This window comes from Kitasatospora sp. NPDC004614, assembly GCF_042873675.1.
Lineage (GTDB): Bacteria > Actinomycetota > Actinomycetes > Streptomycetales > Streptomycetaceae > Kitasatospora.
The window spans coordinates 123,916-144,533 of the sequence record NZ_JBIALR010000001.1; the positions used below are offsets into that span (position 1 = coordinate 123,916).

12 protein-coding genes are annotated in these 20,618 nt (G+C 73.7%); 4 read left to right on the top strand and 8 right to left on the bottom strand.

Annotated elements, in window-relative coordinates:
- Positions 1–103: 103 nt before the first annotated feature.
- The 3 genes from cynR (at position 104) to ACFYST_RS00545 (ending at position 3,615) form a co-directional block, all read left to right on the top strand.
- Positions 104–1,012 carry a transcriptional regulator CynR gene (gene cynR / locus ACFYST_RS00535; RefSeq protein ID WP_387858845.1) on the top strand — a complete coding sequence of 303 codons (909 nt, stop codon included), beginning with the start codon at positions 104–106 and terminating at the stop codon, positions 1,010–1,012.
- A 191-nt stretch (positions 1,013–1,203) separates the two neighbouring features.
- Positions 1,204–2,502 carry a cation:proton antiporter gene (locus tag ACFYST_RS00540; protein WP_387858847.1) on the top strand — a complete coding sequence of 433 codons (1,299 nt, stop codon included), beginning with the start codon at positions 1,204–1,206 and terminating at the stop codon, positions 2,500–2,502.
- A 132-nt stretch (positions 2,503–2,634) separates the two neighbouring features.
- Positions 2,635–3,615: an alpha/beta fold hydrolase gene (locus ACFYST_RS00545; protein WP_387858849.1), complete on the top strand. Its 981-nt coding sequence runs from the start codon at positions 2,635–2,637 to the stop codon at positions 3,613–3,615.
- 31 nt (positions 3,616–3,646) lie between these two features.
- Here ACFYST_RS00545 and ACFYST_RS00550 read toward each other — a convergent pair whose 3' ends face one another.
- From ACFYST_RS00550 to ACFYST_RS00580, 7 genes are all read right to left on the bottom strand, one after another.
- A complete protein-coding gene (locus ACFYST_RS00550; protein ID WP_387858851.1) occupies positions 3,647–4,285 on the bottom strand; it encodes a class I SAM-dependent methyltransferase in 639 nt (212 codons plus the stop codon).
- Positions 4,286–4,603: 318 nt separating this feature from the next.
- A complete protein-coding gene (locus tag ACFYST_RS00555; protein WP_387858852.1) occupies positions 4,604–5,122 on the bottom strand; it encodes an isochorismatase family cysteine hydrolase in 519 nt (172 codons plus the stop codon).
- Positions 5,123–5,214: 92 nt separating this feature from the next.
- Positions 5,215–6,405 carry an ATP-grasp domain-containing protein gene (locus tag ACFYST_RS00560; RefSeq protein WP_387858854.1) on the bottom strand — a complete coding sequence of 397 codons (1,191 nt, stop codon included), beginning with the start codon at positions 6,403–6,405 and terminating at the stop codon, positions 5,215–5,217.
- A gap of 13 nt (positions 6,406–6,418) precedes the next feature.
- On the bottom strand, positions 6,419–7,714 hold the full coding sequence (locus ACFYST_RS00565) for an MFS transporter (protein WP_387858856.1): 1,296 nt from the start codon (positions 7,712–7,714) through the stop codon (positions 6,419–6,421).
- A gap of 79 nt (positions 7,715–7,793) precedes the next feature.
- Positions 7,794–12,803 (bottom strand): amino acid adenylation domain-containing protein, encoded by a 5,010-nt coding sequence (locus tag ACFYST_RS00570; RefSeq protein WP_387858858.1) that lies wholly within the window; start codon positions 12,801–12,803, stop codon positions 7,794–7,796.
- A gap of 44 nt (positions 12,804–12,847) precedes the next feature.
- Positions 12,848–16,564: an amino acid adenylation domain-containing protein gene (locus tag ACFYST_RS00575; protein ID WP_387858860.1), complete on the bottom strand. Its 3,717-nt coding sequence runs from the start codon at positions 16,562–16,564 to the stop codon at positions 12,848–12,850.
- Between the two features lie 211 nt (positions 16,565–16,775).
- Positions 16,776–18,053 (bottom strand): acetyl-CoA carboxylase biotin carboxylase subunit family protein, encoded by a 1,278-nt coding sequence (locus ACFYST_RS00580; RefSeq protein ID WP_387858862.1) that lies wholly within the window; start codon positions 18,051–18,053, stop codon positions 16,776–16,778.
- A gap of 261 nt (positions 18,054–18,314) precedes the next feature.
- On the opposite strand from ACFYST_RS00580, the gene ACFYST_RS00585 reads away from it, so the two are divergent.
- The gene (locus tag ACFYST_RS00585; RefSeq protein ID WP_387858864.1) at positions 18,315–19,460 is read left to right on the top strand and encodes a LuxR C-terminal-related transcriptional regulator; all 1,146 of its coding nucleotides are present in this window, start codon (positions 18,315–18,317) and stop codon (positions 19,458–19,460) included.
- Between the two features lie 31 nt (positions 19,461–19,491).
- Here ACFYST_RS00585 and ACFYST_RS00590 read toward each other — a convergent pair whose 3' ends face one another.
- Positions 19,492–20,529 (bottom strand): aldo/keto reductase, encoded by a 1,038-nt coding sequence (locus ACFYST_RS00590; RefSeq protein ID WP_387858865.1) that lies wholly within the window; start codon positions 20,527–20,529, stop codon positions 19,492–19,494.
- Positions 20,530–20,618 lie beyond the last annotated feature (89 nt).

Below are 20,618 nucleotides of genomic sequence, written 5' to 3' on the forward strand. Positions count from 1 at the left end.
CCTCCGCAGCCTCGCTCGTGAGATCCGCCATGCATGACCAGCGTGCATAGCCTCCTTGAGGCATCAGCGGCAGAAGTAATTGGTGATACCTATAGTGGCGCCCATGGCTCAAGTCGAACTGCGTCACCTGCGCTACCTGCTCGCCGTCGCCGAGCAGGGCAACTTCACCCGCGCCGCCGAGGAGCTGCACATCTCGCAGCCCACGCTCTCCCAGCAGATCAAGCAGCTGGAGAAGACCCTCGGCGTTCAGCTGCTGGACCGCAGCGGCCGCACCGTGCGGCTCACCGACGCGGGCGCCGTCTACACCGATCGCGCCCGGCGCGCGCTGCGCGACCTGGCCGCCGCCGAACGCGCCGTCCACGACGTGCAGGACCTCAGCCGCGGCCACCTGCGCCTCGGCGTCACGCCGACGTTCACCGCGTACCTGGTCGGCCCGCTCGCGGCCGAGCTGCACAGCCGCCATCCCGGCATCGACCTCACGCTGACCGAGGCCACCCAGGACCGCATCGAGGCGGCCCTGCTCGCCGACGACCTCGACCTCGGCATCGCCTTCGCCGGCGACCACCTCCCCGGCCTGGCCGGCACGCCGCTGTTCACCGAGACGCTCGCCCTGGTGGCCGGCACCGAACGGGCCCGCGCCATGCCCGACCCGCTACCGGTCAAGGCCCTCAAGGACAAGCAACTCGCGCTGCTCACCGGCGACTTCGCCACCCGAGGGCACATCGACGAGTACTTCGCGCGCCATCGCAGCACCCCGCGCATCTCGGTCGAGGCCAACTCCATCCAGGCGCTCACCGAGATCGTTCGACGGACCGACCTGGTCACCGTCCTCCCCGACGCCCTCACCCACGACCACCCCCACCTCGCCCCCGTCCCCCTCGACCCGCCCCTGCCCACCCGCACCGTCACCCTGCTGCACCGCGAGGGCGCCTATCAGAGCGTCGCCGCCCACGCCTTCACCCGCATCACCCGCGACCTCGTCCGCAGCCGGGGGTACACGCTGCCCCGGTGAGCGAGCGGCCCAGGCGGAGGGGGAATTGAAGAGGAGGTGCGCGAGGGGCGCAAGGTGTGACGCCGGGGCGCGGGCCGGGCGGTCGTGCTCCTGCGGTGCGGGAGGAACGCTACGTCGACGAACCGGCCGTGCCGATAACGCACAGGACGCCACGCCAACTCCCAGGAAGGCGCACGCTCTTGGACGGCTCCTTGACGACCGCGATGGCCGATGTCGCGGTCATCCTGCTGATCGGACTGCTCCTGTCGCCGCTGCGCACCCGGCTGCGCCAGCCGGTGGTGGTCGGTGAGATCGCGGTGGGGGTGATCCTCGGTCCGAGCGTCCTCGGGCTGTTCCCGGGCGACCTTCCGCACCTGCTGTTCCCGCCCGAGGCCCGGGTGCACCTCCTGGGGATCGCCCAACTGGGCATCGTCTTCACGCTGTTCGCCGCCGGGTGGGAGCTCGACCTGAAGCAGCTGCACGGGCGGATCCGCGTCGTGCTGGCCGTCACCGTCACCTCGGTCGCGGTCCCCCTCGCCTGCGCGGCGGCCCTGGCGGCCGCCCTCACGGTCGGCCGGCCGCGCCTCGTGGGCGGGGCCGGTTCCCCGGTGCTGCTGACGGTGTTCCTGAGCATCGTGCTGTCGGCCACCGCGCTGTCGGTGATGGCGCGCATCGTGGGGGAGAACCGGCTCCAGGCCACCCGGACCGGCGCGATGGCCGCGGCCTGCGGGGCGCTCACCGACCTCGCCGTGTGGTGCGCCGTCGCCTGCCTCGCCCCCGCGGCGCACGGCGACGGCGCGAGCCACCTCGTTCTCGCCCTCGTCGAACTCGCCTGCTACTCGGCGGGGATGGCGTTCCTGGTCCGCCCGCTGCTGCGACGACTGCTCCGCCGCCCGGCCGGCGGTGGGCACCCGTCGCTCGCCCTGCTGGCCCTCGGCAGCGGGGTCCTGCTGTCCGCCTGGACCGCCTCTTTCCTGGGCGTTCACCCGGCGGTCGGCGCGTTCGCCTTCGGGCTCGTCATGCCGCGCGACGCCGCGCAGGGGTTGCGGCAGGCCGTCGAGGCGCCACTGCGCAACGCCGGGGCGCTGCTGGTGCCGGTGTTCTTCGCGCTCACCGGCCTGTCCGTGGACCTCGGCGGACTCGGCTTCGCGGGCCTGGCGGCGGCTCTGGTGGTCCTGGCCGTCATCTGGGGCGGCAAGTTCGCCGGTGTCCGGATCGGCGCCCGGCTGGTCGGCGTGCCGCGCCGCGAGGCGGTGGCCGTGGGCGTACTGCTCAACACCAAGGGCCTCGGCGAGGTCCTTATCCTGACGATCGGCCGCGACCTCGGCATCATCGGCGACCGGCTCTTCACGATCCTGCTCGTCGCCGCCGTTTCCGCGACCCTGCCCGTCAACCCGATCATCCGGCGCCTCACCCGTTCGACCGAAGCGGCAGCCGGCACCGCCGTCCTGCCCCACCAGCAGGTCGCCGTCGGCGGTTCCGTGGGTACCGACGACGCCCACAGGGCGTGAACCGTGTCTGCCCGGGCGGTTTGCCGAAGTGGCAACACGGCTTGTTCGCCGTCAACTGTGCGCAGCACCATCGGGGTTGATCCGTCGGGCGACGGATCCGGCGCGCAGTGGGCCGGGATCTCGGGAGGTTTCATGTCAGCAGGGACCGCAGGCGTCACCCATCGGTTGGTCTCCTCGCCCGCCGGCCGGATCCACCTGGTGGAGCAGGGCACCGGGCCGCTGGTTCTGCTGGTGCACGGGTTTCCGGAGTCCTGGTACTCCTGGCGTCACCAGTTGCCGGCGCTGGCTGCGGCCGGGTACCGGGCGGTCGCCGTCGATGTCCGTGGGTACGGGCGTTCCAGCAGGCCCGGGGAGATCGACGGGTACCGGATGCCCGACCTGGTCGAGGACAACGTCGCCGTGGTGCACGCCCTGGGTGAGGAGCGGGCGGTGGTCGTCGGCCACGACTGGGGCTCGGTCATCGCCGCGAACTCCGCTCTGGCCAGGCCGGACGTCTTCCGCGCGGTGGGGCTGCTGAGCGTGCCCTACCGCCCGCGGGGCGGGCCGAGGCCGAGCGAGATCTTCGGGCGGATGGGCGGCGACGAGGAGTTCTACATCTCCTACTTCCAGGAGCCGGGCCGGGCGGAGGCCGAGATCGAACCGGACGTGCGCGGCTGGCTCGCGGGCTTCTACGCCGCGCTGTCCGCCGACACGATGCCCGCGGCCGACGCGCCCGACCCGCATTTCCTGGTCCGGGGCGGCCGGCTGCGGGACCGGTTCCCGGTCGGGCGGCGGCCTGCCTGGCTCAGCGCGGAGGACCTCGACGTGTACGCCGGAGAGTTCGAACGAACCGGTATGAGCGGCGGGTTGGCGCGCTACCGGAACATGGACCGCGACTGGGAGGACCTCGCCGCCTTCGACGGTGTCGCCATCACCCAGCCGTCGCTGTTCGCCGGCGGCGGCCTGGACGCCTCCACCACCTGGATGGCCGATGCGATCGCGGCATACCCGGAGACCCTGCCGGGCCTGCTCTCCTGTCACGTCCTCGACGGCTGCGGGCACTGGATCCAGCAGGAACGCCCCGCCGAGGTCAACCGGCTGCTGGTCGACTGGCTGGAGTCCCTGCCCTCCTGAAGCGGCCCGCGACGGGAGGCCTGGAGCGGGGTCAGTCCTGGGCGCGGCTCAGGATCCAGACGGCATAGGCGTCGTTCGCGGGGTGCAGCTGGTAGGTGCCCGCCCGCAGGTCGGCGCGCAGGCCGGCGGCCGTCAGGTCCGCCTCGAACTCGGCCGGGGTGTAGGTGCGGGCGTGCGCCGGGGCGTCCTGGAGGTGGAAGCCGACCAGGATGCGGCCGTTCTCGGAGAGGACGGCGCGCATGGCGCGCAGGGCCTCGCGTTCGGTGTCCTCGGCCAGGTAGAGCATGACGTTGCCGACGCAGACGACCAGGTCGAACGGGCCGTCGTCGGGGCGGAGGTCGAGGATGTCGCGCTCCTGGATCGGCAGCCCGGGGTAGGTCTCCCGGGCCTGCCGGACCAGTGCCTCGTCGGGCTCGATCGCGACCACGTCGTGCCCGCGCCGCAGCAGGGCCGCGGTGACCCGGCCCATGCCGGCCCCGGCGTCGAGCACCCGGGCGCCGCGCGGCAGGAGCGTGTCGGCGAGTCGGGCCTCGCCGTCGATGTCCTCGCCGGTGGAGACGAGCTCGGCGAACCGCTTGCCGAAGTTTCCGCTGTTTCCCGCCTCCTGCCAGCGGGTTCGCCGCGTCGCCGTCGGTATGGGCTCGTCGTGTGCCGGGGTGGTGCTGTCCATGGTCCGCATCCTACGGCGATGACGAAGCTGCCGGTCAGGGGCAGTGAACGGCCGGCGATCAGTTCCGGGCGCCGACGGCGGTCGTCGTCAGGGCCGGCAGGCGCATCGGGGGCTTCCTCGCACGGTCGGGATCGAGCGGGATCCCGACCGTGCACGTGGCCGCCCTGCCGCGGCGGAGCGGCACGCGGTGGGGGAGTCGCCTGGCGGCACCGACGCGAACCCCCCCCGGGCGGCGGAACCGGAGGGACGACGGCGGGCCCCCGCCGATCCGGCCGCGCCGCCCGTTTCCACCGCGGCGGGGCCGGTGCCGGCGGTGGGTCAGGAGGGCTGGGCGAGGGTGGCGGCTTCGGTGGCGGTGGTGACGGTGCCGAAGCGGGGGAAGGTGTGGCGGAAGGCGTGGTCGTGTTCCTCGGCGGTGAGGGCGGCCATGGCGTCCTCGACGAAGTGGACCTTGTAGCCGTGGTCGACGGCGGCGCGGGCGGTGGATTCGACACCCATGTTGGTGACCAGGCCGGCCAGGACGAGGGTGTCGATGCCGCGCTCGCGCAGGTGGGTGTCGAGTTCGCCGCTGTGGAAGGCGCCGATGGCCTGCTTGGTGAACAGCAGGTCGCCCTCGGCGAGGACGCCGTCGACCAGTTCGCTGCCCGGGGGCTGCTCGGGAATGCCCGGGCGGTGCACCTGGACCACGACGACGGGGACGCCGGCGGTGCGGTAGGCGTCGGCGAGGGTGCGCGCGGTCGCCACCACCTCGCGGCCGCTGCGCGGCTTGAACTCCAGGTCGACGATGCGGGTTTGGAGGTCGATGAGCATCAGGGCGAGGCGTCCTTGAGTAGTCACGGGGTGACTCTAGCGAGTGCCGGCGCACCCGCGTGCCGCGAGGGGAGAAGGGGACGGGGCCGGGGTCCGGGACCGGCCCCGCCGAGGGGGTGTCAGGGGGTGGGCTCCGTTTCGACGAGGAGGGTGGCGCGGACGTCGGCGACGGCCTTCTCCAGGGATTCGGGATCGGCGGCCTCGACCAGGACGGCGGCGGGGCGGTCGGCCGAGCAGCGGATCGGGCCGACGGTGTCACCGGGGCGGACGCCCACGTGGACGCGGGCGACGCCGGGGCGGCCGCGCAGGTCGGCGGCGCCGTGGACGGCGACCACCCGGCCGGGCGTGGCGGTGGGGAACAGGCTTGCGCTGCAACGGAGTTGGCGGGCGCGTTCGACCGCCGGGGTGGGCAGGCCGAGGGCGAGCCGGACCACGGCCTCGTACAGGTCGAGGCCGTGCACCAGGCCGACGGCGTCCATGATCGAGTCGCCGGGGGTGCGGACGGCGACCTCGATGATGGCGGGGCCGTCGGCGGTGAGCCGGAATTCGAGGTGGACGATGCCGGTGCGCATGCCGAGCGCCTGGACGACCTGGCGGCCGAGTCGCTGACCGGCCGCCACGGTGGCGGGGGCGGCGGTGCCGACCCGGTGCGCCACCTCGACGAAGTACGGCGCGGGGCCGGTCTCCTTCTCGGTGACGTTGCCGAGCAGTACCTGCCCGTCCCGGACCAGGCCCTCCCAGCTGAACTCCGGTCCGGTGACGGCGGATTCGACCAGCAGCCGGCCCTCGCCGTCGCGGCGTCGCACCACGTCCGCCCAGGCGGCGGCGTCCGGGACCAGCTCGACGCCGGAACTGCCGGACGAGGAGAGCGGTTTGACGACGACGGGCAGCCGTTCGGCGGCCCAATCGGCGGCGGCGCCGAGCCGTTCGGTGACGGTGGAGGCGGGTTGCGGGAGCCCGGCCGCGGCGAAGACCGCCCGCTGGAGCGCCTTGTTGCGGGAGACCACCGCGGCGCCCAGCGACGGCCCGGGCAGGCCGTGCCGCCCGGCGGTGAGCGCCGCGGCCAGCACCTGCGGTTCGCCGAGCGCCAGCACCCCGTCAGGGGACCAGCGGGCGGCGGCGCCGAGGGCGGCCTCGGACCACTGTTCCTCGGCCGTCCCGGCGACCGGGAAGACCTCGTCGACCAGGTCGCGCAGCAGGGCCGCCCGGCCGGGTGTCTCCACCAGGCCGACGGAGGCCCGCAGCCGCTTGGCGGCGATCAGGTAGGGCAGGCCGAGTTCACCGACCCCGACCAGCAGCAGTTTGGGCATGGTCGGTGTCCTCTCAGCGCGCGGGGGCGGGGGCGGGTTCGGCGGCGGGTTCCTCGGACTTGTTCAGGCCGAGCTCCTCGGAGAAGGAGGTCTTCCGGTAGGCCAGCCACATGAACAGGCCGGGGACGGCGGCGACCAGCGTCATGATCACCACGGTCGGGCGGTAGATGTTGCCGGCGAGGAGCGCGGCGGCGAGCGCGGCACCGGCGGGGCTGGTGCTGTTCATCAGGGTGCGCATGAAGGTCATGGTGCGGCCGCGGACCTCCGCCGGGATGCGGACCATCCGCACCACCTGCGAGGAGACCGTCATTGGCGCGGAGAGCAGGTCGGACAGGACCAGGCCGATCAGAATCACCGGCAGGTTGAGGATCAGCAGCAGGCCGAGCGAGGCGCCGGCGAAGATCTGCAGCAGGCCGATCCGGCCCATCTGCTTGTCGGAGGGCTTGAGCGCGCCGGCGATCAGCGAGCCGATCAGGCCGGCGCCGTTGGCGGCGGCGAGCAGCAGGCCGAGGGTCTCGGCGCCGCCGGGCAGCGCGTTGTGGGCGAGCCACGGGTTGGTGACGCGCAGCATGCCCATCGCGCAGTTGAACAGGGCGAAGCCGACGGTGATGCTCAGCAGCACCTTGTCCCGCTTGAGCAGGGCGAACACCGGGCCCCAGCCCCAGTTTCCGGACTTGGGCTTCTTCCCGGTGGCGGTGGGGGCGGCCGGGGCGGCGGGTTCGGGACGGGAGAGCGGGGCGCGGATCGCCCAGATGGCCAGCGCGAAGAGCAGGTAGCTGGCCGCGTCCAGGGCGAGCACCGCCTCGCCGCCGATCACCGGGATGAGCACACCGCCGAGCGCCGGACCGGCGAAGCCGGCCGCGCCGTACGCGATGGTCTCCAGCGCCGCGGCGGGCTGCAGCTGCTCCTTGGGGACCAGCTCGGGCACGATGGTGGGCACCGCGCCGAGCGGCACGATCTTCAGCAGGCCGTAGGTGCCCGCCACCGCGTACAGCTGCCACAGCGGCACGTCGCCGAAGAGCGCGATCAGCGGGACGCCGGCCACGATGACGCCGCGCAGCACCGAGTCGCCGATCAGCACGAACTTGCGGGAGAAGCGGTCGAGCAGCGGGCCGACGAAGGCGCCGCCGACGATGACCGGCATGGTGTAGCAGATGGCGAGCACGCCCAGCGCGCCCGCGCCGGCCTTGGAGATGGCCAGCCAGGACAGTGCCGTCCAGGTGGCGCCGTCGCCGAGCAGGTTGAGCACGGAGGCCGACCACAGCAGTCGGTAGTCCCGCAGGCGCAGGACGGACAGGTAGGACTTCATCGGGGATCTCTCATCTCAAAGGGGTGAGGCGGTGGGGCCGGTGCGGCGGGGTGCCGCACCGGCCCGGGGTGCGGGGTGATCAGCCGGTGGGCGCGGCCTGCTGCCAGGCCTCGCGGACGATCCGGGCCGCGTCGGCGGCCCTGGTGCGGATGAAGTAGTGGCCGCCGGCGTCGAGTTCGCACAGCCGCAGGTCGGGGGCGACGAGCTTCCAGTCCTGGTGGTACTGCGGGTACTCGACGGTGGTCCGGTCGTCCTGGGCGACCACGAAGGTCAGCGGCGCCCGCAGCGGGGTGCCGGCCTGCTCGCGCACCGCGAGCAGGTAGCGGTGGCTGGACTCCACGTCGTGCCGGAACAGGGTGGCGATGGTGCGGGCGCGGTCCATGGCCAGGCCGTCGTCGATGCTGTAGCCGGTGCGCTCGATCAGCCAGTCGACGATGTCCTGGTCGGACATGCCGTGCAGGATGCCGATCGCCTCGTGGATGTCCTCGACGGGGTTGAGCAGCTTGGCGCCGATGACCAGGTGGCGCAGGTCGGCCTCGCGGCGCTCCAGCTCCCGGGCGGTCTCCACGGCGACCGCGGCGCCGCCGCAGTGGCCCCACAGCAGGACCGGGCCGTCGATGTGCCGGGTGATCTCCTCGGCGACCAGGCGGCCGGTGGCGGCGGCGTCCAGGCACGGTTCGTCGGAGCGGTGCAGGTCGTGGCCGGGCAGTTCGACGGCGTACACCGCGATCCGGTCGTCGAGGGCGGCGAGTTCGCGGGCCAGCGGGACGAAGTTGGCCGCGTTGCCGGCCGCGTACGGGAAGCAGATCAGTGTCGCGTCGGGGGTGCCGTCGGGCACCGTGAGCGGCTGGAGGTGGCCGGGCTGCTCGTCGTTCTGTTCGGCGGAGCGTTCGGCGGCGGCGGCCAGGTCGCCGAGGACGGGGTAGCGCATCACGTCGACCAGCGAGACGGTGCCGTCGAGCAGCATGCCGACCCGCAGCGCGGCCAGTGAGTTGCCGCCGAGTTCGAAGAAGTCGTCCCCGGCGCCGATCCGCGAGGCGGGGACGCCCAGCACCTGCGACCAGGCCTCGGCGATCCGGCGCTGCACGGCGGACGGGCCGCCGGTGGTGGGTGCGGTGGCCGGCGCGGGGGCCTCCAACTCCGCGTCCGGGGGCAGGAGTTCGCGGTCCTCGGGGGCGAGGGCCAGCTCCGGGGTGACGGACGGGCCGTCGGGGTCGGCGGTCATCAGGCCGAGGACGGTGAGGTAGTAGCCGCCCATCCGGTCGATCTGCTCGCTGTTCAGCACGTCGGCGTGGTGGTGCAGGCTGAGCCGCACGTTGTCCTCGAAGAAGTGCCGGGAGAACTCGGCCCGCAGCACGAACTCGGTCTCCGCCTGCACCTGCACGTCCAGCAGCGCGAACTCGGGGAGCTTCTTCAGCTCCTTCAGCAGGTAGAAGTGGGTGAAGTTGAAGACCGTCTCGAACAGCGGCCGGTGGGCGCCGGCGTCCTGCTTCATCCGCGCCATCGGGTAGCGCCGGTGCGGCAGCAGGTCGATTTCGGCCCGGTAGACCGAGCGGATCAGCTCGGCCCAGCTGCCGCCGGACAACTCGATGCGGAACGGCACGGTGTTGAGGAACATGCCGATCGAGCGGTCGGCGCCCTCCAACTCCGGTCGCCCGCTGTGCTCGTAGCCGGTCAGCACGTCGGTGCGGCCGGCCAGCAGGCCGAGCACCCGCAGGTGGGCGGCGAGCAGCACGTTCTTCACGGGGACGCCGAGCTGGTCGGCGAGGCGGACGATCCGGGCCGACAGTTCGGCGGGGATCGGCACCGGGCGGATGCCGACCGCGAACTCCTCGCTGTCCGGCACGGCCGGGCGCGGCACCGCGGTGCTCTCCGCGCCGTCCAGCATGCCCGCCCAGAACTCGCGCGCGGCCGGGGAGTTCAGCGCGCGCAGCTCCAGGCCGACGTGGTTGCGCAGGTGGTCGCCGGGCGCCTCGGGCATCGGGCGGCCGTCGCGCAGCCGGTAGTAGATGTCGAACAGCCGGGTGTGGACGAGGTTGATGCTCCAGCCGTCCAGCGCCGAGTTGTGCAGGCTGATGTTGTACCGGTACAGGTCGTCGCGCAGCACCTGGACGTGCAGGCTGATCAGGCCCGGCTCCTCCCAGCGGAAGCGCCGGCCGCGCTCCTCCTTCACCCACTGCTCGTACCAGAACTGCTGGGCGTCGGGGGTGCGTCCGCGCAGGTCGGTGATGGTCAGCGGCAGCGGCACCTCGGAGCGGACGATCTGCAGCGACTCGGAGAAGCCGGTCAGGTGGAAGGTGGTGCGCAGGATCGGCGCCTGCTCGACCAGGATCCGCACCGCCTCGGCGAACAGCCCGGCGTCGAACGGGCTGGTGATCAGGTAGCTGATGATGTCGTGGTACTGCGCGGTGCCGCGGGTGATCTCGCTCTGGAAGATCAGGCCGGCCTGAAGCATCGACATCGGGTAGGCGTCCTGGGCGTCGGCGGGCAGCAGCGCCCGGTCGGCCTCGGAGATCAGTGAGAGGGGCGCGAACTCCTGGCTCTCGCCGGTGCGTTCGGCGCCCTCCCGGTCGAGCAGGGCGGCCAGTTCGGCGACGGTCGGGTGCTGGAAGAACTCCTGGAAGGTGAACTCCAGCCCGTGCCGGCGGCTGCGGGCCAGCACGCTGACGAAGTGGATCGAGTTGCCGCCGAGCGCGAAGAACGAGTCGTGCACGCCGACCCGCTCCAGGCCCAGCACCTCGCCCCAGATCCCGGCCAGCCGCTGCTCGGTGGCGCCGCTCGGCGCGGTGTACTCCGGCCCGGTGAAGGTGTCCGCGGGCAGCGGCAGGGCGCGCCGGTCGAGCTTGCCGTTCGGGGTGACGGGCAGCGCGTCCAGGCGCACCACGCGGGCCGGGACGAGGTGCTCGGGCAGCGCGGCCCGCAGGTGCTCCTTCAGTTCGCGCTCGTCGGGGCCGCCGGCCGGGGCGACCGCGTAGCCGTGCAGCTGGAGCTGCCCGTCCGCGCCGCGGTGCGGGATCACCACGGCCTCGGTGACGGCGGGGTGGCGGCGCAGCTGCTCCTCGATCTCGCCGGGCTCGATCCGGAAGCCGCGGATCTTGACCTGGTTGTCGATCCGGCCCAGGTACTCGACGGTGCCGTCGGGCAGCCAGCGGGCCAGGTCGCCGGTGCGGTAGACCCGCTCCTCGCCGTCGAAGGGCCGCTCGACGAACTTCTCCGCCGTCAGCTCCGGCCGGTGCAGGTAGCCGCGGGCCAGGCCGGTGCCGGCGAGGCACAGCTCGCCGGGCAGGCCGATCGGCTGCGGGCGCAGCTTGTGGTCGACGACGTGCAGGCGGGTGTTGTCGATCGGCGCGCCGATCGGGACGCGGTGGGGACGGCCGTGCACCTCGTGGTGGGTGACGTCGACGGTGGCCTCGGTCGGCCCGTACAGGTTGATCAGCCGGCTGCCGGGCAGCACCTCGGCGAACCGGGCGGCCAGGTGCGGCGGGAGCGCCTCGCCGCTGGCGAAGGCCTGCCGCAGGGTGGCGAGGGCGCCGGTCGCGCCGGTGCCGTGCGCGTAGTCGAGGAAGACCGCGAGCATCGACGGCACGAAGTGCAGGGTGCTGACCCGGTGCCGTTCGACGGTGCGGATGATCGTCTCCGGGTCCTTCTCGCCGCCGGGGGCGAGCAGGCAGACGGCGGCGCCCCGCTGGCCCCACCAGAACAGCTCCCACACCGAGACGTCGAAGGAGATCGAGGTCTTCTGCAGCACCACGTCGCCGGGGGCGATCGGGTAGGCGCGCTGCATCCAGCCGATCCGGTTGACGGCCGAGCGGTGTTCGACGGCGACGCCCTTGGGGTTGCCGGTGGAGCCGGAGGTGTAGATCACGTAGGCGAGGTCGCGGGCGGTGCCGAAGCTCTCCAGGTCGCCGTCGGCGTCCGCGTACGAGGAGGGGTCGTCGAGGTCGACGATCGCGGTGCCGTCGGGCAGCAGGCCCAGGTGCGCGGTGCGGGCGAGGACGAGGGCGGCGCCGCTGTCGCGCAGCAGGTAGTGGACCCGCTCGGCCGGGTAGGACGGGTCGACCGGCAGGTAGGCGCCGCCCGCCTTGAGCACGGCGTACACGGCGGTGAGCATCTCCACCGAGCGTTCGGCGACCACCGGGACGACGGTGTCCGGGCCGACGCCCCGCGCGACCAGGGTGCGGGCCAGCCGGTTGGCGCGGGCGTTGAACTCGGCGTAGCTGACGCTCTCGCCGTCCAGCACGACGGCCGGCGCGTCCGGGGTGGCCCGGACCTGACGCTCGAACAGCTCGTGCAGGCGCGGCCCGTCCTCGAACGGCGCGTCGGTGGCGTTGGCCTCGGCGAGCCGGGCGGCGTCCTGACCGGTGAAGAGCGACAGGTCACCGAGCGGGGTCTCCGGCGCGGCGGCCCAGCGCTCCAGCAGCAGCGCCAGGTGGGCGCCGAGCCGCCGCGCGGTGCCGGCCTCGTAGCGGCGGCCGTCGCAGTCCACGGTCAGGTACAGGCCGTCGGCCTCGCGGCGGACGTCGAAGCGGACGCCGGCGGCCGGGGCCGCGGCGTGCAGGCCCGCCAGCCGGACCACCACGTCGAACAGCGGGTTGTCGCCGGCCGGGGCGGTCAGCCCGGCCTCCGCGGCGAGCACGTCGAGCGGGTAGTCGCGGTGCTCCAGGGCGCCGAGCACGGCCTCCCGGGTGCGGGACAGCGCGGTGCGCAGGTCGGTGTCCGCGTCCAGCGCGAGGTCCAGCGGCAGGGCGTCGCCGAGCGGCTCGTGGTCGGCCGCCGGGTACGGCTGGGCCAGCGTCAGCTCCTCGCCGGCGCCGTAGCGGTGCAGCAGGGCGGCGACGCCGGCGGTCAGCAGGGTGTGCAGCGCGTCCGGGCTGCCCTTGGTCAACCGGTCGAGCACGGCGGCGAGTTCGGCGCCGAGCGCGGTGTCGGCGGTGACCCGCGGCGCGTCGTCCGGCATGCCGTGGTGCAGGTCGGTGGGGAAGGCGGAGCGGTACCGGCCGGGCCGGATCAGGCCCTTCCAGTAGGCGGTCGCCAGCGGGCGCTGCGCCGCGATGATCTTGCGTTGTCCGAAGGTCTCGTGCTGGGCCATGGTCTTCTCCTCTGGGTGTGGAGCGGGGCCGCCCGGGGCGCGGTTCACAGGTCGAACTCGATGGCGACGGCCGCCGGGGCGACGGTCGGTGCCGCGGGGCGGATCAGCCGGCCGACGGGCGCGTGCGGGTCGGCCAGCGCGCCGTCGACGATGTCGAGCAGCAGGCGGACGAAAGCCTCGGCGGTGGCGTGGTCGAACAGGTCGGTGCTGTACGCCCACACCGCCTCGACGGACTCGCCGGCCTCGTGGAACTGGAGGTTCAGGTCGAACATGGTGTGGGCGGTGTCGGTGTCGGCGAACCGCGGCCGCGCGCCGAGGAAGTCGCCCGGTCCGACCCCGCCGCCCTGGAAGGCGAGCATCGCGTCGAACAGCGGGTTGCGGCTGTAGTCCCGCTCCCCGGCGACCAGTTCGACCAGGGTGTCGAACGGCTGGTCCTGGTGGGCGAAGGCCTGCACCGCCTGGTCGGCGACCGCCCGCAGGTGGTCGGCGAACGGGGTGCCGGGTTCGAATCGGCTGCGCAGGCAGATCGTGCCGGCGAACATGCCGGGCAGCCGCTCGGTGCCCGGCACCGTCCGCCCGGCGGTGGGGACGCCCGCGGTGACGTCGTGGCTGCCGGTCACCGCGGACAGGAACAGCGCGTGCGCGGCGGCCAGGAAGCCGAACACGGTCACCCGGTGGCGGGACGCCAACTCCCGTATCGCACGGGTGCGTTCGGGCCCGAGGTCGAAGGCGGTCCGGTCGCCCGCGGTGCCCCGGGTGGCGGGCCTCGGCCGGTCCACCGGCAGGTCGGCGGCGGGCTGCGGCTCGGCGAACAGCTCCAGCCAGTACGGCCGGTGCTCGCGCTCGGCCATCGCCTCGCCGTGCTGCCGCCACCAGTGCGCGTAGTCGCGGTACTGGTGCTTGGGCTCGGGCAGCGGCACGCCCCGGTACAGGTCGGCCAGTTCGGCCAGCAGCACCGCCACCGAGGTGCCGTCCGCGACGATGTGGTGGACGTCCAGCAGCAGCCGGTCGTGGTCGCCGCGCGGGAAGAACGCGGCGCGCAGCAGCGGCGGTTCGGCCAGGTCGAAGGGCCGCAGCAGCTCGCGCACCGTCCGCTCCTCGCGCTCCAGCGCGAACGGCACCTCGGACAGCACCTGCTGCCGGGGCTCGTCGCCGTCGTGCACGAAGGCGGTGCGCAGCACCTCGTGACGTGCGATCAGCTGCCGCAGCGCCGCCTCCAGCGTGTCCGCCCCGACCTGCCCGGCGGGCAGGTCGACCACCAGCGGGACGTGGTACTGGGTGGTCGACGGGTCCTTCAACTGCTCGACGTAGAGCCTTTTCTGCTGCGGGGTGACCGGGTGGTCGGGCAGCTCGGGCGCGGTCGGCAGCTCCCGGACGCCCGCGTCGGCGGGCCAGTCGGCGGCCTCGGCGAACGCCGCGCGCAGCAGCTCGGCGACCTCGCGCACCGTCGGGTGGGTGAGGATCAGCACGCCCGAGAAGTCGACGGCGTACTCCCGCTGGACGTCCCCCGCGAGCATCGCGGCGGTCAGCGAACTCGCGCCCAGGTCGAAGAAGTCGTCGTCCAGGCCGACGAGTTCACGGCCGAGTACCTGCTGCCAGCGCTCGCACAGGAAGCGCTCCAGCTCGTCGCGCGGGGCGGCGTAGCCGGCATCGGGTGCGGCGGCCTCCGGCAGTGGCAGCGCCGCCCGGTCGACCTTGCCGTTGCGGGTGAGCGGCAGCGCGTCCAGCCGGACGATCCGGGCCGGCACCAGGTGCTCGGGCAGCCGGGCCGCCAGGGCGGTGCGCAGGGCGGCCGGGTCGGCGGCGGCGTCGGCCGCGACGTACCCGCACAGGTACTTCTCGCCGGTCTCCGGGTACTGCCGGGCCACCACCACGGCCTCGCGCACGCCTGGCTCCCGCATCAACTGCTGGGCGACCTCGGCGGGTTCGACGCGGAAGCCGCGGATCTTGACCTGGTGGTCCACCCGGCCGAGGAACTCCAGCGCGCCGTCGGGCAGCAGCCGCACCCGGTCGCCGGTGCGGTACAGCCGCCCGCCGCCGCCGAAGGTGTCGGGCACGAAGGCCCGCTCGTCCAGGTCGGGCCGGCCGAGGTAGCCCGCGGTCAGGCCGTCGCCACCCACCAGCAGCTCGCCGGGGACGCCCACGGCCTGCAGTCCGCCGTCCGGATCGACCACGTACGCCGTGGAGTTGGCGATCGGCCGGCCGATCGGGATGCGCTCGCCGAGCGGGCGGGTGACCGGGTGGGTGGTGGAGAAGGTGGTGTTCTCGGTCGGCCCGTAGCCGTTGGTGACCTTCAGGCCCGGGCAGGCGGTGAGCAGCTTGTCGATGTGCGGGACGGACAGCGCGTCGCCGCCGACCAGCAGTTCGCGCAGGCCGGTGAGCAGGGCCGGGTCCTGGTCGACCAGTTGGTTGAAGAGGGCGGCGGTCAGCCACATGGTGGTGATGCCGCGTTCGCGCACCGCCCGGCCGAGCGCCCGGGCGTCCAGGATCACGGAGTCGTCGACCAGGTGCAGGGTGCCGCCGTTCAGCAGCGGCCCCCAGATCTCCAGCGTGGCGGCGTCGAAGACCGGCGCGCCGGTCTGCAACACCCGCGTGTCCGGGCCGAGTTCGGCGAAGTCGCTGCCCCGCACCAGGCGCACCACGCTGCGGTGGTTGATCGGCACGCCCTTGGGCCGGCCGGTGGTGCCGGAGGTGTACATCACGTACGCCGTCGCTTCGGCGGCCGCCGGACTGTCCGGGCCGGTCGGGTCGCCGTCGGCGGTGTCCCAGGACAGGAGCGGCAGCGGGGCCGGGAGGCCCGGGTCGGAGGTGAGCATCAGCACCGCGCCGCTGTCGGCCACCGTGTACGCGACCCGCTCCTCGGGGTGGCCCGGGTCGACCGGCACGTATGCCGCGCCTGCCCGCAGCACCGCCAGGGTGGCGACCACCATCGCGGCGGTGCGCTCGGCGCGCAGCGCGACCCGGCTGCCGGGGACGACTCCGGCGGCGCGCAGCCGCCCGGCCAACCGGGCGGAGCGGCGGTCGAGTTCGGCGTAGCTCAGGGACTCGCCGTCCGGGCCGACCAGTGCGGTGCGCTCGGGGTGGGCGGCGGCCTGCTCGGCGAACAGCGCGGGCAGCGAGGCGTCGCGCGGGTAGTCCACGGCGGTGGCGTTGACCTCGTGCAGCACGAAGTCGCGCTCCTGCGCGCCGATGATGCCGGTGTCGGCGACGCGCTGGTCGGGCCGCTCGGCGAGGGCGTCGAGCACCAGGGCGAGGTGCCGGGGCAGGGCCTCGGCGAGGGCCGGGTCGACGGCGTCGGCGTGCACCCGGACGTCGAGCCGCAGTTCGGCGCCGTCCTCGGTGGCGCACACGGCGAGGTCGAACGGCAGTGGGTGCGCGGCGAGCGCCTGCGGGGTGTCGGCGAGCAGCACGCTCTGCGGGCCGGTGCCGCCGTCGGCGGTGCGCAGCGCCTCGGCGGCGAGGGCGGTGAACTCGGCGAGGGTGGCGGCCGGATCGACCCCCACCTCGACGGCGGGCAGCGGCCGGCCGGCCGCGTCCAGGCGGCCGAGCGGGACCAGGTCGGCGCCGGTGTACTTGCGCAGTACCAGTAACAGGGCGGCCAGCGGGTCACCGCCGGTGCGGGGCAGGCGGACGGTGGTGTGCCGCAGGTCGCAGCGGCCGGTGCAGGGCCGGGCGCCGGGCAGGTCGAGCGGCCGCTCGGGACGCTCGGGAGGTCGGGAGTGGGGTGGATCGGCGGGTGCGCCGAGGCGATGGCGGTCCACGGACGTGCGCTCCTTCGATGGTGGGACGGACACGGTTGGGCCGGGTCTGGTGCTCGGGGACGCGCGGCGGTGAGCCACCCGGCGGCCCCGGTCGGGGGCGGGCCAGGCGGCGGCCGGTGGAGCGGGGCGGGGCGTGCGGAAGCCTCGTCGCGGCCAAGAGGCTTGTGGCCTGCGACGGGAGGGGCGGAGGAAGGCCCGGTCGGGGGGTCGCTCAGTGGGCGAACACGGGCGTGAAGAGGCGGTCGATCTCGGCGCCGATCCGGCGCAGGGCGTCGTGGTCACGGGCGATGCCGTAGACCACGCCGAGGCAGCCCTGGGTGCCGTCGCGCCAGTCGAGCGGGGCGCCGGGGGTGGCCCGCCACTCGACGTACTGGACGCCGGGGATGGCGCCGATCCGGTCCGCGCCGTTCAGGCTGACGACCTGTCGGGCGGTGGCGGGGGCCACCAGGTAGCGGCGGAAGGCGACTTGGCGGAACGCCGGTCCGTCGTCGGGCAGCGGGAGTCCGAGTGCGGTGCGCAGGGCGGCGGCCAGCAGGTTGTAGCCGGCCGAGCGGCCCAGCACGTCGTTGACGTAGCCGCCGATCCGGCCGTTGACCTCGATGACGCGTGGGCCGCGGTCGGTGAGTTTCAGTTCGGTGTGGGTGACGCCGACGGTGACGCCGAGGGCGTGCAGGGCGCGTTCGGTGAGCGCGGTGCACTGCTCGGCGAGGTCGGCCGGCAGCACGCCGGGCAGGAACTGGCCGACCTCGCGGAACGGTTCGGCCAGCGGGAACTTGCCGGTGACGCAGACGTGTCGGACTTCGCCGTCGCGGACCAGTGACTCCACCGAGACGTAGTCGCCCCAGTCGGCGCCGGCCGCCGCCGGGTCGCCGGTGAGCAGCTCCTCGACGACGTACTCCTCGTCGCCGTCGGCGGTCAACGCGCCGAGCAGGTCGGCCAGTTCGGCGGTGGTGTCGACGCGGTGGGTGGCCCGGCTGCCCGCGCCGCGGCGGGGCTTGACCACGGCGGGTGCGCCGACCCCGGTCAGCGCCCGGTCGATCTCCGGCGGCTGCCGGACGGCGACGCAGCGTACGGCGTCCACCGCGGCGGCGGCCAGCGCCTCGCGCTGCAGGTACTTGTCGGTGAGCCGGCCCGCGGTCGGGCCGTCGTGGTAGGGCAGGCCGAGCCGGGCGGCGAGTTCCGCCGTGGCGTGGATCGCGTACTCGCTGAAGGTGGTGATGCCGTCCGGCATCAGCTCCGCCAGTGCGCGTGCGGTCTGTTCGGGGTCGGCTCCGGTCTCCAGCACGTCGGCGAACCTGCGCAGTTCGGGCAGGATCCGGGCGACGTGCGGGCGGTCGGGGTCGCACAGCAGGACGACGCGGCACAGGCCGCGGGCGGCGGCGACGATCTCGGCCGGTCCGACCGCCCCCAGGTCGTAGACGACCGCGAGCAGGGGCAGCCGGTGCGGGGAACGCCGGTCGGGGGACACGAAGTTGGGTGCGCTGGACAACTGACCTGCTCCGTTCGAAGGCGTGGGTTCGTACGGCCGGGTGTCGGCGGTCAGCCCCACCCGAGGTCACGGATGAAACGTGTGGACATGGTGATAACCCGTCAGATCCGGGCAGCAATCGGTCATCGCCGCTCAGGAATTACTGTGCATGATCAAAATCGTCGGTGGCGTGTCCGGTGGGGCTCGTATTCTCGCCACGTAAGAAGACGATGGGCGACAAGTGAGGATCAGGTGGAAACCAGTACGCAACTAGATCCATCCGTGGCCCGCGCCGTCGGCGCCGAGGTGTACCGCCACCTCGCCGACCACGGCCCGGCCTCCCTCGCGGAACTCCACGCGGCCCTCGCCGCGGACCGCGTGGACCTCGACTTAGCCGTCCGGCACCTGCTGGAGCTGCGTCTGGTCCGGCAGGCCCCCGACGGGCACCTGCGCGCCGACACCCCGGCCCGGGCGGGAATGGAGGCGCTCGCACCCGCCGTCCGCGACCTGGTCCGGCACCACCGCGAACTCCAGGAGATGCACAGCACCCTGGCCGCGCTGCTGCCCGTCTACGAGTCCAGCACCCTCGGACGGGTCGCCGGAAAGCAGGTGGAACGCCTCACCGATCTGGCGTCGGTGCGCCGCACCATCACCGAACTCGCCGCCCGCAGCACCACCGAGGTGCTCGCCTCCCAGCCCGGCGGCGCCCGCTCGGAGGAGGTGCTCAGCGAATCGCTCCACCGCACCGAGTCCCTGCTGAACCGCGGCGTGCGGATGCGCACCCTCTACCAGCACACCGCGCAGTACGACCAGAACACCGTCGAGTACGTCCGCAAGGTCACCGCACTCGGCGCCGAGGTCCGCACCGTCAGCGACGCCTTCGTCCGGGTGATCGTCTTCGACCGGGCCACCGCCCTGATCGAACTCCGCGACGAACCGCTCGGCGCCGCCCTGGTCCAGGACCCGAGCGTGATCGACTTCGCCGTCGCCTCCTTCGAACGCGCCTGGGTGGCGGCCGACGAGTTCCCCGCCGTGCAGCAGCGCCAGCGCGTCCGGGAGACCTCCAACAACATCAAGTCGTCCATCGTGCGGATGCTGGTGCAGGGCTACGAGGAGAAGCTGATCGCCAAGCGCCTCGGCATGTCCGTGCGCACCTGCCAGCGGCACATCTCCGAGATCATGCGCCGGATCGGCGCGCGCAACCGGCTGCACGCCGGCTACCTGCTCCGTGACGAGCTGGCCGGCCTCAGCTTCCCGCCCCCCGACGACGACCTCCCGGCCGGGCCGGCCACCACGGCGGCGCCCGGGGCCGACCACGAGGAGGCGACCGCGGAGGCCGGGAACGCCGCGGCGGCCGACGAAGTCAAGGGGGCCGCCCCACCGGGCACCGTTCCCAGACCCGCCGGCCGCTCCCGCACCGCGGGGTGATCCGCGCTTCGCCCGGCTCTCCCGCCGAACCTCAGCCCGCCATCGGCGGGTTGAGCCGGGCGAAGCCCTCCTGACGGCGGTACGGGTAGTAGGGGTACGGCGCGGTGCGGGCGCTCGCCGCGTCCAGCCGGGCCACCTGCTCCGGCGTCAGCTCCCAGCCCACCGCGCCGAGGTTCTGCCGCAGCTGCTCCTCGTTGCGGGCGCCGATGATCACCGAGGAGACGGTGGGCCGGCGCAGCAGCCAGTTGATCGCCACCTGCGGGACGGTGCGGCCGGTCTCCTCGGCGATCGCGACCAGCGCGTCCACCACGTCGTACAGCAACTCCTCGTCCACCGGCGGGCCGTAGTCCGCGGTGGCGTGCAGGCGGCTGTCGGCCGGGAGCGGGGCGTCGCGGCGGATCCGGCCGGTGAGGCGGCCCCAGCCGAGCGGGCTCCACACCATCGCGCCGACGCCCTGGTCCCGGCCGAGCGGCATCAGCTCCCACTCGTAGTCCCGGCCGACCAGCGAGTAGTAGACCTGGTGCGCGACGTAGCGGGGGCGGCCGTACCGGTCGGCGGCGGACAGCGACTTCATCAGCTCCCAGCCCGCGAAGTTGGAGGCGCCGGTGTAGCGGATCTTCCCGGCGCGCACCAGGTCGTCCAGGGTGGCCAGCACCTCCTCGACCGGCGTGCCGGCGTCGAAGGCGTGCAACTGGAACAGGTCGATGTAGTCGGTGCCGAGCCGGCGCAGCGCGGCGTCCACGGCGGTGATGAGCCGGGCCCGGGAGGTGCCGGCGTCCAACGGCCCGTCACCGGTGGGCAGTCCGGCCTTGGTGGAGATCAGTACCTGGTCGCGGCGGCCCTTGACGGCCTGGCCGAGGACCTCCTCCGACGCGCCGTCGGAGTAGACGTCGGCGGAGTCGAACATGGTCAGCCCCGCGTCGATCGAGATGTCGAGCAGGCGGCGGGCCTCCCGGGCGTCGGTGGTGCCCCAGTTGCCGAACAGCGGACCGTTGCCGCCGAAGGTGCCGGTGCCCAGCGAGAGGGCGGGGACGACGAGGCCGGACGCGCCGAGGCGGCGGTATTCCATGACGGAAGCTCCTTCGCTAACGGGACTGTGGTGCCGTTAAGATGGGGCGACCGTAACACGTTGCGCCGCGCTAATGGAACGGGAGTCCC

Bases quoted from the DNA above. Each gene is read 5' to 3' on its own strand.
- cynR (WP_387858845.1), top strand. From the start codon at position 104: ATGGCTCAAGTCGAACTGCGTCACCTGCGCTACCTGCTCGCCGTCGCC.
- ACFYST_RS00545 (WP_387858849.1), top strand. From the start codon at position 2,635: ATGTCAGCAGGGACCGCAGGCGTCACCCATCGGTTGGTCTCCTCGCCC.
- ACFYST_RS00550 (WP_387858851.1), bottom strand. From the start codon at position 4,285: ATGGACAGCACCACCCCGGCACACGACGAGCCCATACCGACGGCGACG.
- ACFYST_RS00560 (WP_387858854.1), bottom strand. From the start codon at position 6,405: ATGCCCAAACTGCTGCTGGTCGGGGTCGGTGAACTCGGCCTGCCCTAC.
- ACFYST_RS00565 (WP_387858856.1), bottom strand. From the start codon at position 7,714: ATGAAGTCCTACCTGTCCGTCCTGCGCCTGCGGGACTACCGACTGCTG.
- ACFYST_RS00570 (WP_387858858.1), bottom strand. From the start codon at position 12,803: ATGGCCCAGCACGAGACCTTCGGACAACGCAAGATCATCGCGGCGCAG.
- ACFYST_RS00590 (WP_387858865.1), bottom strand. From the start codon at position 20,529: ATGGAATACCGCCGCCTCGGCGCGTCCGGCCTCGTCGTCCCCGCCCTC.